Here is a 16,247-nt window from a genome sequence, read left to right as displayed (position 1 = left end):
CAGTTCCGTAGAGTGGCTACGCGCTATGAGAGAAAGGCTAAGTACTATTTAGGGACGCTTCAATTAGCTGCTTCTATGATTTGGTTAGCGTAATTGTCAACGCCCCCTAGTTTAAGGAAAAATGGAGTGTTTATACGGTATTATTGATGACGTGGATAGCTGATCTTTGGTTGATTTTTTTATACCAATCATAACGGTAAGAGAAGGTGATTGATTCTCTAATGGGATATTGATTCTTTCTATAAAATTTATCATGACATAGGCTGCGATATCTGCCATAGGATAAGTGTGTCCAGCAAGAAATGCAGAGTGGGATAATCTTTCTTCTAATGTGAGTAAAAAGCTGACGAGATTTATCCCTTCAGGTCTCGATGCCGTTTTATCTGTCATCGTAAGTTTTAGTCTTTCAGTATCTTAATACCCCGCTTCGCGTAGCGAAGTTGAGCCAAAGGCGAGATAGCTTGATCTGCCACATTTCGATTGTAGCAATGCTAAAGCATTAGTAGAGCTGCTTAGCTTAGTTGAGTATTTCAAGTCCCTCAGTGATACGTTATAATACACATTAATTTTGTATGGATAATCGAAGATAGTATGACAACTGAATTACTTAAACGTTGTGAGCATAAATGCGAACTGTGCGGTGCAGCATCAGAATTAGCGGCATTTTCTTTACCCCATTCGGGTGATAATCATGAGAATGAACTTATGATTTGTCATACTTGTAACGAGCAAATCATGTCACCCGAAAAGATGGATACAAACCATTGGCGCTGCTTAAATGACAGCATGTGGAGTCCGGTATCAGCGGTACAAGTCATGGCTGCACGTATGTTGAAACGTTTAAATGCAGAAGGTTGGGCACAAGATTTAGCCGAAATGCTTTATTTAGATGACAATTTACAAGCATGGGTCGATGCTGAAGCTAACAATGTTGAAGAAGAGACCGTCGTGACTGTAGACAGCAATGGTGCTGTTTTAGAGGCGGGTGACAATATCGTTATTATTAAGGATTTAAATGTAAAGGGTACCAGTTTTGTCGCCAAACGAGGTACCGCGGTACGTAATATCGCATTAACCAATAACCCTGAACATATTGAAGGGCGCGTAAATGGTACCCGTATTGTCATCTTAACCTGCTTTGTAAAAAAATCGCAATAAAAGCAAACGGTTACTAAGGTGTAGGCAAGGCTTCATACTAAAGCCCCTCTCTTTATTATGGTCGGGGCTTTTCTATGATTATTGATAACATAAACAATATTGGTTTTAATTTAAAGAAGGTGCACGAATGAAAATTTGGGTTGATGCAGATGCCTGTCCAGCAGTCACGAAAGAGATTTTGTTTAGAGCTGCCGATAGAACACGGACTCATACCACATTAATTGCTAATCATGGGGTACGGATCCCCCCTTCACCTTATATCAACATGATCACTGTTTCGTCGGGATTTGATGTTGCTGATGATGAAATTGTGAAGCGTTTAGTGGTCAATGATTTGGTTATTACAGCTGATATTCCTCTTGCTGCAGAAGTGATAGATAAAGGGGGGCTGGCGTTAAATCCCAGAGGTGAGCTGTATACTCCCAATAATATTAAAGCCATTTTAAATATGCGTGACTTTATGGATACGATGCGCTCAAGTGGAGTTCATACTGGCGGTCCAGCGGCAATGAGTCAGGCAGATAGGCAGCAGTTTTCTAATCAGTTAGATAAAATATTAACTGCAAATAGGAAGAAATAAAAACGTCAATCAACTTGATTGACGTTTGATGTGTGCCAGTAGAACTGAATTGAGTGCTCAAGCCTTAAGAATAAACTCAAGGAGTTATCAGATTGGTCACTTAGATTATTTCAGCATTTGCCCGAGTCGTTGCTGCGGCTTGTTTTTGTTCTGTCGTTTTTTCTGAATGGTCCACTATGCTCACAACGGCGGAATCACCGACCACATTGGTACTGGTACAGAACATATCAATGACTCTGTCTAGTGCGGCAACGAGTGCAATGGCTTCGATAGGCAGCCCAAGTTGATGAATAAGCACACCTATCATCACAATACCGCCACCAGGTACGCCACCTGCGCCAACAGATAATAAAAAGACACTAAAGGCTAAAACAGGAAGCTGACTGACGGTGATGGGATGACCAAAGGCATTACCCACAAAGAAAGCGGCAACAGTTATATAAATGGCAACACCGCTCATATTCATGGTCGCTCCCATAGGCACGCCAAACCCAGCAATACTCGATCTTACGCCTAATTTCTCGGTAAGGGTTCGCATGGTAACAGGGATGGTAGCATTTGAGCTTGCGGTAGATAATGCAAACAGGAACTGCTCACGTGTTTTGCGACGAAACTCTGCAGCAGAAATGCTGGTGGTGAGTCCCACGACGATGGGGTAAACCACTAACGCCCAGAAAGCGAGTAGTGCAATAATTAATGCCATATAGCTAAACACGCTAATAAAGGCATCGGGCTCAAACGTGGCACCTAATTTTACCATTAAAGCAAAGACACCCAGAGGAGCAATACTCATCACCACAGTGATCATTTTAAGCATGACCTTATTGGCGTGTTGGAAAAAAATGACCACGGGCTTAACGTCATCACCTAAGGATTTGATGATCCCACCGGTGAGTAATGCCATGAAAATCACTTGCAACATATTACCTTCATAGAAGGCTTTAACGGGGTTACTTGGGATGATATTGACTATCATGTCAATGAAGCCGGGTAATTCAGTCGCAGACAAGGTGGCATTTTTAGCACCGGATAACATCATGCCTTCACCCGGTGATAACCAAAGCGAAAACGCGATAGCAACCACAATGGCTAACATCGTATTTACTAAATATAGGGCAAATGTTTTGCTGCCTAAACGGCCAAAGGATTTGAGATCTTGCAGTTCACTTATTCCTGTGACGATACTGCAAAAGACGAGGGGAACGACAAGCATCATGATAAGTTGAACAAACATGCTCCCTGCACCAGAGGCGATATGGATAAGTGTACCACTTGCAAAACTATTGTGAGGAAAGCCATATTGAATAATCGTGCCGATTATTAGGCCGGAAAACAATCCGATAAAAATGCGTGATGATAATGATTTAAACATGAGTTCTATGCCTTCAATTATGTTGTGTATCTCTTTCCCTAGAGGGTAATGTCCTTCTTTAATGCTAAAAATACTCTTCGATATCTCCCTTATTAGCAAGTCACTTTAACTATATTCAGCTAAAAAACAGGATAGGAATGATAAAATCATCCATTTAGCTCATTATTGTTGCGATAATGTTTTTAATTATTTATTTAAGTTGCACGTAAGGGTTGCATTTTTTTAGTTTGTAATCAACTTATTGTTTGTTTAACATTTTTACAATTTAAACACGAATGTTGGTCGCGACTTTAGTCTTGTTTTGAGTTTTTTATTGGCTGAAACTTGATTTATCTTCAATAGTGACCTCTTTCTTCTTTACTTCCTTCCTTTTGTTATTTCACTTCAGACATCAATTATTGGCTGTCTCTTCTTGAGACTGAGGTTGCACTTTGGGAACTTGCTTGTTACTGATTTTTAATGGATGATTTCATTTTTTGTTCAACCACTTTCAAGGGAAGCATTATGAAGCAGGTACAGTTAGGTCGATATTCCATCACGCCTTCTAAAATAGTGTGTGTAGGACGTAACTATGTCGATCATATAAAAGAATTAAATAATGACATTCCTGATGAGATGGTCATTTTTATGAAACCTAATTCTGCCATATCGACCCAATTATTGGCGTATCATGATGAAGCTTTACATTATGAAGCTGAATTGTGCTTTATGTACCAATCAGGACGTTTTTCTGCGGTCGCTATAGGACTAGATTTGACAAAAAGAGCATTGCAAAGCCAATTAAAAAACAAAGGACTTCCTTGGGAAAAAGCAAAAGCATTTGATGGTTCAGCTATTTTCAGTGATTTTGTGCCTATTAATGACATCGATGAATCTCTTTCTTTTTCATTATCAGTTGATGGTGAATTAATACAAGAAGGTCATGTCGGCCTGATGATCCATTCCCCTCAGTCAATTCTAGCGCATGTATTAACTTTTATGTCTTTAGAAGAGGGGGATATTGTGATGACGGGTACCCCAAAAGGGGTAGGGCAAGTGACGCTAAACAGCCATTACAGTGTGCAGATGCAGTCTAAAGGTGAGACCGTCATGACAAAAGAATGGATGGCTGTGAGCTCTTAAGTTAAATTAAAGAAGGTGGGGCTATTTAACGTTGGCATAAAGGGCTTGATAAGCATCAATAGGGTTATGTTTTCCTCGCTCTGCACCGCGAGCGATATTTTGATAGTGCTTAAGTGTTTTCGCTAAATAGTCTTGATGTGCTTTTAAGCTTAGATCCCACATACTACTGCCGACTGAGGATAAGGGTTTTTGATGTTGGGTGGTGACATGAATGATTTCATAAAAGCGCTGATTGTCTTGGATCAATGTTTCTTTGATTAACCCCAATTTGTGTTGTATTAACATCTGTCTGACCTTGTAATGATGATGAACGGGGCATAATATAAATTCTAATGGATGATCCGGATGGGCTTTTAGAATGGTGTCCATAATTTGAATAGTGAGATCGCCCCCAACACCGGCAATGATAATTAGCTGAGATTGTGATGGCGCGGCGAGCTGTAGAGCTTTAGCATTCAGGCAATGCAGTTGCCATGAGTGTGGTGCTTGGGGCTGCTGATAGGCTTCTTGCTGAGGAAAGAAGTGTTCAAGTTTACGGCGCAGCGATGCCATTAAATGAGGTACTGTATCAACAAAGTGAATAATAGAACCCGTTTGTTGTTTGAGTAATGCTGCACCGAGTAATCCATGATCACAACAGCAATCCCATATATGGTCGTAATGCTGACTTACCATGGTATTGATATGGGCTAAACGTTGACTTAGTTTCAATGAAAATACTCAATGTAGGACGAAAGTGATATTGCTTGTTAGCATGTCATCTAATGAATTGACTCATTAAAGGCTAGTTAACGTGTTCCATATCAAGTTCAAGATCGGTACAACCCTTTTTACAATATATCCCTGACAGGGTGGAAGGCTGATGGGCGACGGGTAATTTGAGCAATAATGCTTGGCCACAGACTTTACACAAAACACTTTGTCCTTTAAAAACGCGTTTAATCATATTTTTTTGTTCATTGTATGATTGGGTGGTTGTTTTATTAATAGTGGAGAAATCCATTTTTGTCATAATGTTTAGCCTTAACAACTCAGTTTTAGACTCTAGTGTGAATCTATAGCAATATTGAATGATGAAGCTGATTATACCTAAACCCGCTTTTATCTCACAAGTAGAACTCAATTTTAAATATTCATGTTTGTGGTTCGATTTTATAGGCATTAACAAGTAAGATGATCGCCGAAAAAAATATGCAAGATTAAGATCTATAGGAACAAATCTAATGAGTAGTCGTTCAGAAATACAGCAAACTTACACCGTCTGGGATCTACCTAGTCGAATTTTTCATTGGGTCAATTTATTGTTAGTGGTGCTCTTACTTTTTGTGGGTTTGATCATGCTATTTAAACCCGAATTAGGGATCACTGGCTTAGCGGCAAAAATAAAATTAAAAGAATTACATATTGTCATAGGCTACGGGTTCGCGATTAACTTAGCCATGAGGTTGTTATGGGGCTTTATCGGGAATAAATTTGCGAGGTGGGGAACGTTATTTTTTAACAAAGAAGATTTAAAACAATATATTAATGCAATGAAGAACAATAATACACCTCAATATATCGGTCATAATCCTTTTGGGAAAATAGCGATTATTTTGATATTATTAACCTTGCTTATCATTAGTATAACAGGGCTTATTCGAGCCGGAACAGATGTATATTATCCCCCCTTTGGCGGAATAACTCAGGAATACATTGCTCAGAAAAATGTCGATCCAGCAAGTATTAAACCTTATGATAAGACTGGGGTGGATGACAAAAAATATGCTGTGTTAAGTCCCTATAAAGGACTGGCGGGAAAAGTGCATCTTTATAGTGTTTATTTTTTGATATTATTAATTCTACTCCATGTTGTTGGTGTTGTGCTTGCTGAGATTAAGCATCAACCAGGCATAGTGTCGGCGATGATTTCAGGAAAAAAGTCTTTAAAATCATCAGACAAAAATGAGTAGTTAACCTAGTTATTTTATTGATATCAGGTTTAGTATCAGAATAAACCGAAATTCCACCCTTAATTTGAGCGATATAATGAACCAAAGTAATGATAATGAAGGCGGTGAGGAGGATGGTATATCTCATTTAGATTCTGCTCCGGCAGAAGTACAGTTAGCAGTTGATTTAATATTTTTATTTGAAAGTAATCACATTGATCCTAAAGTGGCCTTACTTGCTTTGGATATTGTGAAGCAAGATTTAGAGGTTAAAATTAATAAAAAAGCGTGATGTTACATATGAGGCTTAAGTGACTTGAATTTAACGTTTCAAGTCGCTTGGCTTGCTTAAGACATGACGTAAACTATCCATAAATAGCTAAAAAGCAAAGAGACGACTGTAATGGGGAGTAATACTAAAGCAAACTCCCAGAAACTAAAGGGTTTAGCGTTAAACTTTTCTGTTTGCTGTACGACAATGACATTACTTGCTGCACTAATAATAAACAGGTTCCCTGCTAAGGTACTGGTTGCAGAGAGTAGCATCATGGTTGAGAGCTCTTGCTTGGTCAAAAGTTGCAAATAAATTTCAATTAACGGCACATTTGAAAACAGCTGACTGCCCCAAAAACTGATAGTGGTTAATAAAGGTGGGTGGTCGAGTTCGTGTAACTTAGGGCCTAACCATGTTTGTAAATCTCCCGATGCAAGAACGGCCCCTGTCACCACAAACATAGCGACAAAGAATGTGAGTGTGGCCCAGTCGACTTCTTTAAAGACCGTTTTACGGTGGGGGTTAAAGAGGTAAACAGGTAAGCAAGCAATTAAGGCCATGATCCCAATAGGCAGATGATAATTGGGGTTGATGCTAATGAGTAGGCTATCGCCTAAAATCATACCAATTAATAAGCATACACTCAAATAGGCTGGCCAAGTACTGCCATGATTGGGTTGAGGTAGACTGACGTGTTGATGACACTCTTGCCCCCATTTTTTTTGAACATATAGTAACCAAAAAAAGGCAAACACCATTGAAAATAGGGTGGGGACGATTAACCACAGGGCAAAGCTACTCATGGGGTTAGTAATATGACCTTTGGCAGCAATTAAGATATTTTGTGGGTTACCGACTGGAGTCAACATACTGCCGATGGTAACGGAAGCACACAGAGCAATAAGCAATAATGTGGGGCGAATTTTTAATAATCTTGCTAAGGTGAGCGCGATGGGAGTACCAATGACGGCAGCGGCATCATTGGTTAAGACTGCAGCAGTGATACCAGAAAAAACCATGAGGAAAAGCAAAGAAAAAGGGATGCTAGGATGGCGTTTATTAAGGTAATCACACATGCGATCGGATATACCACTATCATACAGTGCTGCAGCAATAGAGAAAACACCAAATAAATAGGCGATAACATTCCAATCTATACCTAAAAAAGCGGCTTTAAGGCTAATTTCGCCCATAATTAAAATGGCGAGAGCCCCCATAGACATAATATGCCAGATCCGTAACCATGCTGGTAGCCATTGGCGCATAGAGATTAAAATAAAAATAAGAATGGTAACAATTAGACTAAATGACATAATGGAAAGACCTATTTATGTTTCATAATGTTTTTTATTAATGGTCATTATGTTAAGCGTATAAAGGTTCTGTTTATATATTTTTAATGATTATTGAAGTTATTTACTTAATATAATGTTTCTATTGTTTCTATTGTTTCTATTGTTTTAAATGGGTTTATTAATTAATTCTTTTACTTTCAATGTATTGCGGGGGTCTTGTTTAGCGGTGTTCAATACATGTTTTTCAGGGAAATGACTTGTTCTCTAAATAATTTTTTATATCAATTATAATTAAATGAGAAAGATAAATAAATTGTTATTTGTTTAAGATATTAATATATACCATAGTCATACTGGTTTTCTTTTGCAAGTCGAGCAGAATGAAATTTAATCACTATACTCATAGGTAAGTATTAGTGTAGTCGTTTTATCAGTATTAATGTTTATTCATGAAGTATGTATTTTCAATATTGTATGATTAGCCACTTATTTATTGCCCACTATAGGATTAAAATAATCTATGCATAAACCCCTACTGGGTATTAATTTTTTTTTAGGTGATGTGGGTGCCGGCCTTGGGCCCTATCTTGCTATTTATTTAATGTCTATTTTGCAGTGGGACCCAGGAAAAATTGGAGTCGCGTTAGCAATCACGTCTATCGCGACGGTTATTATGCAAACGCCTGCAGGCGGTTTTGTCGATACCACTCATCGTAAGCGATTATTGTTGATCGCCTGTGCAGTGATTATTGCGTTATCCACCGTGACCATCGCCTTGAATAATACCCCTTGGATTATTTATTTATGCCAAGTGTTAATTGGTGCCGCCGCCGCATTTTTAGGGCCAACTATTGCCGGCATCACTCTGGGAATAGTGGGTTCGCGTCGTTTTACTCGACAAACCAGTGCTAATCAGGCTTGGAATCATGGTGGAAATGTTTTTGCGGCTATCATTTCTGCAGTGCTGGCCTTGTGGGTCTCGGCATTAGGGGTTTTCTGGCTGGTGGCTATTATGGCTGTAGGTTTGATTATATGCACATTGTTAATCGACCCAAGGGAAATTAACCATGAACGGGCACGCGGAGCGATAGCTCAATCTCAAGAAGAGAACAAGCAACCGTCAGGATTGAAAGTATTACTGCATGATCGTCGTTTAATGATTTTTGCCTTCAGTATATTACTGTTTCATTTTGCGAATGCGGCTATGTTGCCTCTAGTGAGCCAAAAGCTCTCTTCGGGAAGTAATGCTGAGCAAGGTATTGCATTTACTTCTGCTTGCATTATTACGGCACAATTTGTGATGATTTTTATGGCGATTTTTTGTGGAAGGAAAGCGGATACTTGGGGACGAAAGCCACTTTTTCTCATTGCATTTGCTATTTTACCTATTCGCGCAATCTTATTTTCATTGACTGATACCTCTGTTTATTTAGTCATGATCCAGGCGTTGGACGGTGTGGCTAATGGTATTTTTGGTGTGCTTTTTCTGTTAATTGTTGCTGATCTGACCAAAGGTTCGGGAAGGTTTAATATTGTGCAAGGTGCGTTAGCCACATTATTGGGGATTGGTGTGTCACTGAGTAATTTAATTGCGGAGCAGATAGTCGAGATCAGTAATTTTGATACAGGTTTTCTTTTTCTTGGTGCGGTAGGTTTAGTGGGGCTATTTGTTTTTGCTGTCTTTATGCCTGAAACCTTGGATAAAACAACGGAACCGAATGTGAGCGTCGAAACTGAATTATCTTAATAAAAATGTAGATGAAAAAATAAAATATTGAGATCACATTATTTTTTTAGTCTTCTTAGTTAAATTAAAATCAATCTTGGGGTAGAATATCGTGATCATATGGCTATGGAATGCTGTAACTCTTTTATGAACATAGGGTTGAAGTTTAAGCATTGGAGGCTTATATATTTATTCATAGAGGTTTATCAAGTCGAGTATGAAACGAAAAATCATTAATAATAAAGATGTTATGGGAAATGTTTTAGTGGTGTTACCTAAATACATTGGTGATGCTATCAATACGACTCCAAGCATTGGAATGCTTAGGGCACATTTTCCGGATAAAAAAATCATTTTACTGGTAAGAGCTTATTTAGTACCATTATTTGAACGAGATGATCGCTATGATGTGACGGTTTTAGTTGATCACCGTTATACCGCCAAAAGCCGTTTGAGTTTGCTTAATCAAGCTCGGCTGATTAAAGGGCTTAATTGTGAATTGGCGATAGTGATGCGCAATTCATTTTCAGATGCCTTACTTTGCTGGTTATCGGGTATTGATAATCGAATTGGTTATGCAAATGAAGGACGTTCATTTTTATTAACGCATTCTTATCCTTTTAACTCTAATAGACATTACTTGCAACGATATGCTTATTTAGCCAATGAACCTTTTGGACGTCCCTTTAATCATATGCCTAATACTTATTTGTATTCGGACAAAATAAATACAGATAAGTACGCTAATAACATTAAAATAGGTGTGTATTTTGGCGGTAAATATAAATTGGAGAGGCATTATCCAAGTGATTTAGCTATTCAATCCCTGTTAACGATTGCAGCTGAGATATCTTGTGAGTTTTGTATTTTTGGCGATCAAAGTGAAGCTGACGATAATGCCATTTTAACGCAATCATTAGAACAGAATAACATCGAGGTTAGGGATTTATCTGGAAAAACCAGTCTATCGGGATTGGTCGATGCTATTGCAGCTGTTGATGTGATATTAACAATAGATTCGGGTCCTTTACATATGGCTGCCGCTATCGGAACGCCTTATGTTGCTATTGTCGGGTTGGGGACAAGCCCTTGGAGTTTAGTCGAACCGAAAACGTCTTTAGGGGTGAGTTTATTTGCTAATGGCCGCGGGCTGATTGACGCCGAGTTGATCCGTGAGATCTCTCCAGAATGTATTTTAGCAGCAATACTCTCTTTAAATTTACCTTTTAAAGAAAAAGAACATGCCGAAGAGCATTGGTTTCAAAAGAGACAATCTATCGGATAATGAATGTCATCTTCAATGTTAAATTTTATTGTACGACTCAAATGTGAGGCCGCTGCTTAACCTTAACTCAGGATGATGAGTTGTCATTCCTCTAAGTCTTAATTCCAGTAGAGTCTTGATAGACCCTACTGGTACTCTTCATGTCAATTTAGTCTTTCCGTTTTTGTGGGAAAAAATGCAATGTTTACGTTGACCTTAGACTGTACTCTAAGGTTTATAGTTAAGCTATAGAAAGTATTTAACCTGAACTCGGGATAATCCGCGTCGCTGAATACCGCTATTTTTTCCCCTATCTGTGTTGGAATGACGAGTAATAGCGGGCTATTACGGTCGAAACTCCGCCTTGATATCGACAATAATGTCGGCTCTCAGCAGGAAATGGGCGGGTAAACTCACTAGGTAATCCGTAATAGTATGATTTATAAATGAATAAAAGTAAGCCGGACACTCATTATCCCGAGTTCAGGTTATTTATGTAATGATTTTTTGGATCTCGTTTTATTTGGATAGACTTTATCTGAATAATAAGAGTGCTTTAGGAGACTAATAGATGTCTGTTAACAATTGTAATAGAAAAGAATCCCATATCCACCTTAAAGGGGATAAAGCTGAAATGGTGAGCAATAATGGTTGTTGTAGCCCTTCTGCCTCAGCAGAAACAGACAGTATTGAAACTCAGGCTTTGAGCGATTCAAAGGCGTTGAGTGAAAAAGAATCCTTTGGACAATCATCAGTGAAGCCTGTATTTCTTGTTCCTATTCATTCCTCATCTCAGGGGGATAAAGTACTTCAAGCCCCCCCTTTACCGGCGCATAAACATAGCCACGATCACAGCCAGAGTTGTGGAAGCGAAACGACGACTTTATCGGATACAAAAGCAGAAGAGCAAGCGTTAGAGGCAGCACTTAGTCAAATTAAATCTGGATACTCTCAAACGTGGACGGTGCTTGGAATGGATTGTCCAAGTTGTGCCAATAAGCTAGAAAAAGCCTTGATGTCGTTAAAGGGAGTGGATAGTGCAAAAGTCATGTTTGCCACTGAAAAACTCATCGTTCATTGCCAGTCTGAGAGTATGGTTTCGCAAATTGAAGCAAAGGCAATGGAAACGGGCGTAAGATTGGCTTCGGGTAAAGTATCAAAGGATAAAGTCGAACAGAGTTTTATGAAACAGAATTTGTCCGTCATTGTCATTGCTGTGATGATGCTATTCTCTTTTATTATTAGCCAATATTTTGTGGCTTTTGGCAGTATTGCTTTTACGATAACAACGGTGCTAGGACTACTTCCTGTTGTTAAGAAAGCCACTCTTTTGGCCCGATCTGGTACCCCTTTTTCGATTGAAACCTTAATGAGTGTTGCAGCAATCGGCGCACTGTATTTAGGCGCAACAGCTGAAGCTGGGATGGTGTTGCTACTCTTTTTGATTGGTGAGCGATTAGAAGGTTATGCCGCCGCCAGAGCACGCAGTGGTGTCAAAGCGCTGATGAATTTAGTCCCTGAAGAAGCCGTTGTCATTAGAGACGGTGGCAGTAAAGTCAATGTGTCTGTTGCTGATCTGATCAAAGGAGATGTGATTGAAGTAGCTCCGGGTTCTCGTTTACCCGCAGATTCACAATTAATTGATATTATTGCTAGTTTTGATGAAAGTGCATTAACGGGAGAGTCCATTCCAGTAGAACATGTCCCCGGTGATAAGATTATGGCGGGGTCTTTAGTGACGGATAAGGTGGTGCGATTAACCATTATCTCTGCTCAGGGAGAGAACGCCATTGATCGCATACTACATTTGATTGAGGATGCCGAATCACGTAAAGCACCGCTAGAGCGTTTTTTAGACAGGTTTAGTCGCTGGTATACCCCTGCCATGATCGTGTTAGCCGCCTTGGTTATTGTGATACCTCCACTATTTTTTGCACAAGTTTGGAGTGAATGGATTTATCGTGGGTTAACATTATTACTGATAGCGTGTCCTTGCGCCTTAGTCATTTCAACGCCAGCGGCTATCACATCGGGTCTTGCGGCAGCTGCAAGAAGAGGGGCACTGATTAAAGGGGGAGCAGCATTAGAACAGTTAGGGCGTATCAATACCGTCGCTTTTGATAAAACAGGGACACTGACGCAAGGTCAACCCGCTATGACTGACTTGGTTTGTTGGGATGGCGATGAAGATAAACTATTAAAGCAAGCTGCAGCTGTTGAAATGGGTTCCTTACATCCCTTAGCGATCGCGGTTGTCAATGCCGCCATTGACAAAGGTTGGCTTGTTGACGAAGCCGAAGAGCGAGAAGCATTACCGGGTTTAGGGATAAGAGGAATAGTGGCAGGTCAGCAAATTCAACTCTATGCCGCAGATAGACTTCCCTTACAAATAACGTTGACTGATAAGCAACAAAGTGAAGCCATTGCATTGGAAGCGCAAGGCAAAACATTAGTGATTGTATTAAGAGATAGCGTTCCTATCGGTATGATTGCTTGGCGAGATAACTTACGCAGTGATGCCAAAGAAGCGATACTGGCGTTAAAAGGCATGGGAATTAACTCACTCATGTTAACGGGTGATAATCAACGAGCTGCAGCAGCGATTGCAGCTGAGATAGGAGTAGATTTTCAAGCAGGGTTATTACCTGCAGATAAAGTCACTGCTGTGGAGCAAGCGAATATTGCGGCTAATGTTGCTATGGTTGGTGATGGGATTAATGATGCTCCCGCGATGAAAACGGCTTCTATCGGTATTGCCATGGGAGGCGGTACTGATGTGGCCTTAGAGACTGCTGACGCAGCATTAACGCATAATCGTTTGACGGAGTTGCCAGTAATGATTGAATTGTCTCAGGCGACGTTAGGTAATATTCGTCAAAATATTACCTTAGCGATTGGACTCAAAGCTATTTTATTAGTGACCACTTTACTTGGATTAACGGGACTGTGGTTAGCCATTTTAGCAGATAGTGGTGCCACAGCTTTGGTGACATTAAATGCCTTACGCTTATTACGATTTAAACCGAAAAAGCGTTAGTTTTTTAGACAAACAAAATCGGTAAAAAGCACCGAAAGGCAATGTGTCTTTTGGTGTTGTTGTTTATGGTGTTTATTGAATATTGCTAGTGCTTCTTAATTATTGACTCCCCCCCGAATTCAACATCATAAGTGCATCACAGAGGTTAACTTATTGAAGTGAGTGAGTCGACATAACGACTGTTAACTCAGTGATAAGCTTTGTGGCAAGAGTCATGGGGAAATAGAATGTTTTTTGACTTTTTTTAAATTAAACCAATATATTTTTTTGTGTTGATCGCTAAACATAATTCATATTTCATTTTTTTTATCGATACCCCTCGGTTATGTTGACGTAAACGTAAGCTTGAAACGATTGTTTACTTTTTTGCTGATTGTGATCATTTATAACATCTTGACTTTACGATATTTACTTTCTTTGCTTCGGCGGAAGTTCAAAACAAACCGTTAAATTAATAGACTGAAAAAAGCAATTTAAATACGTAACAAAATAATTACGCAATGTAATTTAATTACGTATTAACTTTCATTTCGGCATCATTGGTCAATTTGTCTGACAAATTATTAAAAACGGCTTTAAATCTAGAGTTATATATTAGAGTTATCTTGAAATATTATTATTTTTCAGTTTGTTGTTGGTTGATTTTTCTTTTGGTAAGACCAATTTAAATCTGGTTTTCGGGACTGAATTTTCTCTTGCAGTCATTACTTAGAAGGTTGCAATCATCAAGATTAAGCTTTAAGTTTTGTTGTAATTCAACATTTGGAAGTAAGTGCGCTTGCTGTCCCTTATTTATACGGAGCCGTCGAGATGGCAATAAATACAATAGATAAAATAACAACAGCTTCATCTCTTGTGATTAAAGGGAGCCATCAAGATCGGATCGTGGCAGAGCAGAGCGATGTGTTAATGCCGGGAACCTTCAGCTTAATTGAAAAAGTGTGTGAGAATTTTGCCGATGAAGTGGCTCATTTACTTAAAGCGCGCGCACAAAAACAATTGTCTATTGATAAAGGAGAGCTGCCTCATTTTTTACCTGACACCCAAAAGGTGCGTGGATCGGATTGGCGCATAGCGTCAATCCCTCACGATCTACTTGATAGACGGGTGGAGTTAGCGGGGCCGGTTGATCGTAAGAGAGTGATTAATGGACTGAATGCCAATGCCAAAGTCTTTATGGCTGATTTTGAAGATGCGTTAACGCCGAGCTGGCAGCAACTGATCAGCGGTCAAGAAAACTTACGTGATGCGATCAATGGCGATATGGATTATACCTGCCCAGAGACCAATCAATATTACCAATTAAAGGCTGATTCAGCGGTATTGATGTGCCGGGTAAGGGGCTTGCATATGTCAGAGATGCATATGGCCTTTAAGGGAGAGGCCATTCCTGCGGCATTTTTTGATTTTTGTGTTTATTTTCATAATAACTATCTAAAACTTTTAGAAAAAGGAACTGCGCCTTACTTCTATATACCTAAGTTAGAAAGCCATTTAGAGGCAAGGCTGTGGGCAAAAATCTTCTCCTTTGTTGAAGAGCGTTATTGTTTACGTCCTGGAACGATTAAATGCACTTGCTTAATTGAAACCTTGCCTGCCGTTTTTGAAATGGATGAAATTTTATATGAATTGCGCTCGAACATAGTGGCACTCAATTGTGGGCGTTGGGATTATATTTTTAGTTACATCAAAACACTAAAAAATCATAAAGATCGAATTTTACCCGATAGACAAGCGGTCACCATGGATGCATCTTTAATGAGTGCTTACTCAAGGTTGTTAGTGAAAACGTGTCATAAACGTGGAGCAATGGCAATCGGGGGAATGGCGGCGTGTATTCCTAGCGAGATGGCGGCAGACAATGAGAAAATATTAACGCAAGTCTTCAATGATAAACAAGTTGAGGCTCACCATGGTCATGATGGGACTTGGGTGGCTCATGAGGGATTAATTGATGTGTCAATCGCTGCATTTGAGCAGTACATCGGTGAAAATCATGCTAACCAGTTACATGTTACTCGTGATGTTGACGCGCCTATTTCAGCGAAAGAGTTACTCATGCCTTGTCAGGGAGAGAGAACGGAAGCGGGTATACGGTTAAATTTACACATTGCTTTGCAATATATCCAAGCTTGGATTAATGGACAAGCGAGTGTACCTATTTATGGACTCATGGAAGATGCCGCGACGGCTGAAATTGCGCGCACTTCTATTTGGCAATGGATTAAACATCAAGTGTCATTATCAAACGGGCAGATAGTGACTAAATTATTAGTGAAAAGTATGCTAATTGAAGAGCTTGCGAAGGTGAAGCAAGAAGTGGGAGTCAATGAGTTTACCCATGGACGATACACCGAGGCAGCCGTTTTACTGGAAAATATGGTGTTGGCGGATGAGTTAATCGGTTTTCTAACGGAGCCCGCTTCAAATTTACTCATTGCTTAAAGCCATGTGTTAGCACGACAGCAGGCTAATAAAGTACAGCCTG

General features: G+C 39.5%; 14 protein-coding genes. 9 read left to right on the top strand and 5 right to left on the bottom strand.

Annotation, left to right across the window (positions count from 1 at the left end; genetic code table 11):
* Nucleotides 1-111 precede the first annotated feature (111 nt).
* The gene (locus L2764_RS11230; protein ID WP_248940306.1) at nucleotides 112-390 is read right to left on the bottom strand and encodes a glutathione S-transferase family protein; all 279 of its coding nucleotides are present in this window, start codon (nucleotides 388-390) and stop codon (nucleotides 112-114) included.
* 201 nt (nucleotides 391-591) lie between these two features.
* On the opposite strand from L2764_RS11230, the gene L2764_RS11225 reads away from it, so the two are divergent.
* Nucleotides 592-1,158, top strand: coding sequence for a PhnA domain-containing protein (locus L2764_RS11225; RefSeq protein WP_248940305.1), 567 nt, complete (start codon nucleotides 592-594; stop codon nucleotides 1,156-1,158).
* A 127-nt stretch (nucleotides 1,159-1,285) separates the two neighbouring features.
* Nucleotides 1,286-1,738 (top strand): YaiI/YqxD family protein, encoded by a 453-nt coding sequence (locus L2764_RS11220; RefSeq protein ID WP_248940304.1) that lies wholly within the window; start codon nucleotides 1,286-1,288, stop codon nucleotides 1,736-1,738.
* A 100-nt stretch (nucleotides 1,739-1,838) separates the two neighbouring features.
* Here L2764_RS11220 and L2764_RS11215 read toward each other — a convergent pair whose 3' ends face one another.
* Entirely contained in the window at nucleotides 1,839-3,110 is a 1,272-nt protein-coding gene (locus L2764_RS11215) for a dicarboxylate/amino acid:cation symporter (protein ID WP_248940303.1), read from the bottom strand.
* A gap of 504 nt (nucleotides 3,111-3,614) precedes the next feature.
* Between L2764_RS11215 and L2764_RS11210 the strand changes: the two genes are divergently transcribed.
* Nucleotides 3,615-4,232: a fumarylacetoacetate hydrolase family protein gene (locus tag L2764_RS11210; RefSeq protein WP_248940302.1), complete on the top strand. Its 618-nt coding sequence runs from the start codon at nucleotides 3,615-3,617 to the stop codon at nucleotides 4,230-4,232.
* A gap of 21 nt (nucleotides 4,233-4,253) precedes the next feature.
* Here the strand turns inward: L2764_RS11210 and L2764_RS11205 are convergent, their stop codons facing one another.
* Together L2764_RS11205 and L2764_RS11200 are read right to left on the bottom strand one after the other, a co-directional pair.
* On the bottom strand, nucleotides 4,254-4,943 hold the full coding sequence (locus tag L2764_RS11205) for a tRNA (adenine(22)-N(1))-methyltransferase (protein ID WP_248940301.1): 690 nt from the start codon (nucleotides 4,941-4,943) through the stop codon (nucleotides 4,254-4,256).
* Between the two features lie 73 nt (nucleotides 4,944-5,016).
* Complete coding sequence (locus L2764_RS11200; protein ID WP_248940300.1) at nucleotides 5,017-5,244, bottom strand: hypothetical protein; 228 nt, start codon at nucleotides 5,242-5,244, stop codon at nucleotides 5,017-5,019.
* Between the two features lie 211 nt (nucleotides 5,245-5,455).
* Here L2764_RS11200 and L2764_RS11195 point away from each other — a divergent pair, with 211 nt between their 5' ends.
* Both L2764_RS11195 and rsmS read left to right on the top strand, forming a co-directional pair.
* Nucleotides 5,456-6,184, top strand: coding sequence for a cytochrome b/b6 domain-containing protein (locus L2764_RS11195; protein ID WP_248940299.1), 729 nt, complete (start codon nucleotides 5,456-5,458; stop codon nucleotides 6,182-6,184).
* Nucleotides 6,185-6,260: 76 nt separating this feature from the next.
* Nucleotides 6,261-6,455 carry a pleiotropic regulatory protein RsmS gene (gene rsmS / locus L2764_RS11190; RefSeq protein ID WP_248940298.1) on the top strand — a complete coding sequence of 65 codons (195 nt, stop codon included), beginning with the start codon at nucleotides 6,261-6,263 and terminating at the stop codon, nucleotides 6,453-6,455.
* A 56-nt stretch (nucleotides 6,456-6,511) separates the two neighbouring features.
* Here rsmS and L2764_RS11185 read toward each other — a convergent pair whose 3' ends face one another.
* Entirely contained in the window at nucleotides 6,512-7,750 is a 1,239-nt protein-coding gene (locus L2764_RS11185; protein WP_248940297.1) for an ArsB/NhaD family transporter, read from the bottom strand.
* Nucleotides 7,751-8,252: 502 nt separating this feature from the next.
* Here L2764_RS11185 and L2764_RS11180 point away from each other — a divergent pair.
* The 4 genes from L2764_RS11180 (at nucleotide 8,253) to aceB (ending at nucleotide 16,204) form a co-directional block, all read left to right on the top strand.
* Nucleotides 8,253-9,479, top strand: coding sequence for an MFS transporter (locus L2764_RS11180; protein ID WP_248940296.1), 1,227 nt, complete (start codon nucleotides 8,253-8,255; stop codon nucleotides 9,477-9,479).
* 196 nt (nucleotides 9,480-9,675) lie between these two features.
* Nucleotides 9,676-10,743, top strand: coding sequence for a glycosyltransferase family 9 protein (locus tag L2764_RS11175; protein ID WP_248940295.1), 1,068 nt, complete (start codon nucleotides 9,676-9,678; stop codon nucleotides 10,741-10,743).
* Between the two features lie 550 nt (nucleotides 10,744-11,293).
* The gene (locus L2764_RS11170) at nucleotides 11,294-13,759 is read left to right on the top strand and encodes a zinc/cadmium/mercury/lead-transporting ATPase (protein ID WP_248940294.1); all 2,466 of its coding nucleotides are present in this window, start codon (nucleotides 11,294-11,296) and stop codon (nucleotides 13,757-13,759) included.
* 810 nt (nucleotides 13,760-14,569) lie between these two features.
* Entirely contained in the window at nucleotides 14,570-16,204 is a 1,635-nt protein-coding gene (gene aceB, locus L2764_RS11165) for a malate synthase A (protein WP_248940293.1), read from the top strand.
* Nucleotides 16,205-16,247 lie beyond the last annotated feature (43 nt).

Origin of the sequence: Shewanella surugensis (assembly GCF_023284005.1) — a bacterium.
Lineage (GTDB): Bacteria > Pseudomonadota > Gammaproteobacteria > Enterobacterales > Shewanellaceae > Shewanella > Shewanella surugensis.
The sequence above is the reverse complement of the archived record's forward strand: the minus strand, read 5'-3'. Positions and strand labels throughout refer to the sequence as shown.

Excerpts from the sequence above, each read along its gene's own strand:
- L2764_RS11230 (WP_248940306.1), bottom strand. The coding sequence starts at position 390 with ATGACAGATAAAACGGCATCGAGACCTGAAGGGATAAATCTCGTCAGC.
- L2764_RS11225 (WP_248940305.1), top strand. The coding sequence starts at position 592 with ATGACAACTGAATTACTTAAACGTTGTGAGCATAAATGCGAACTGTGC.
- L2764_RS11220 (WP_248940304.1), top strand. The coding sequence starts at position 1,286 with ATGAAAATTTGGGTTGATGCAGATGCCTGTCCAGCAGTCACGAAAGAG.
- L2764_RS11215 (WP_248940303.1), bottom strand. The coding sequence starts at position 3,110 with ATGTTTAAATCATTATCATCACGCATTTTTATCGGATTGTTTTCCGGC.
- L2764_RS11210 (WP_248940302.1), top strand. The coding sequence starts at position 3,615 with ATGAAGCAGGTACAGTTAGGTCGATATTCCATCACGCCTTCTAAAATA.
- L2764_RS11200 (WP_248940300.1), bottom strand. The coding sequence starts at position 5,244 with ATGACAAAAATGGATTTCTCCACTATTAATAAAACAACCACCCAATCA.
- L2764_RS11195 (WP_248940299.1), top strand. The coding sequence starts at position 5,456 with ATGAGTAGTCGTTCAGAAATACAGCAAACTTACACCGTCTGGGATCTA.
- rsmS (WP_248940298.1), top strand. The coding sequence starts at position 6,261 with ATGAACCAAAGTAATGATAATGAAGGCGGTGAGGAGGATGGTATATCT.
- L2764_RS11185 (WP_248940297.1), bottom strand. The coding sequence starts at position 7,750 with ATGTCATTTAGTCTAATTGTTACCATTCTTATTTTTATTTTAATCTCT.
- L2764_RS11180 (WP_248940296.1), top strand. The coding sequence starts at position 8,253 with ATGCATAAACCCCTACTGGGTATTAATTTTTTTTTAGGTGATGTGGGT.
- L2764_RS11175 (WP_248940295.1), top strand. The coding sequence starts at position 9,676 with ATGAAACGAAAAATCATTAATAATAAAGATGTTATGGGAAATGTTTTA.
- L2764_RS11170 (WP_248940294.1), top strand. The coding sequence starts at position 11,294 with ATGTCTGTTAACAATTGTAATAGAAAAGAATCCCATATCCACCTTAAA.
- aceB (WP_248940293.1), top strand. The coding sequence starts at position 14,570 with ATGGCAATAAATACAATAGATAAAATAACAACAGCTTCATCTCTTGTG.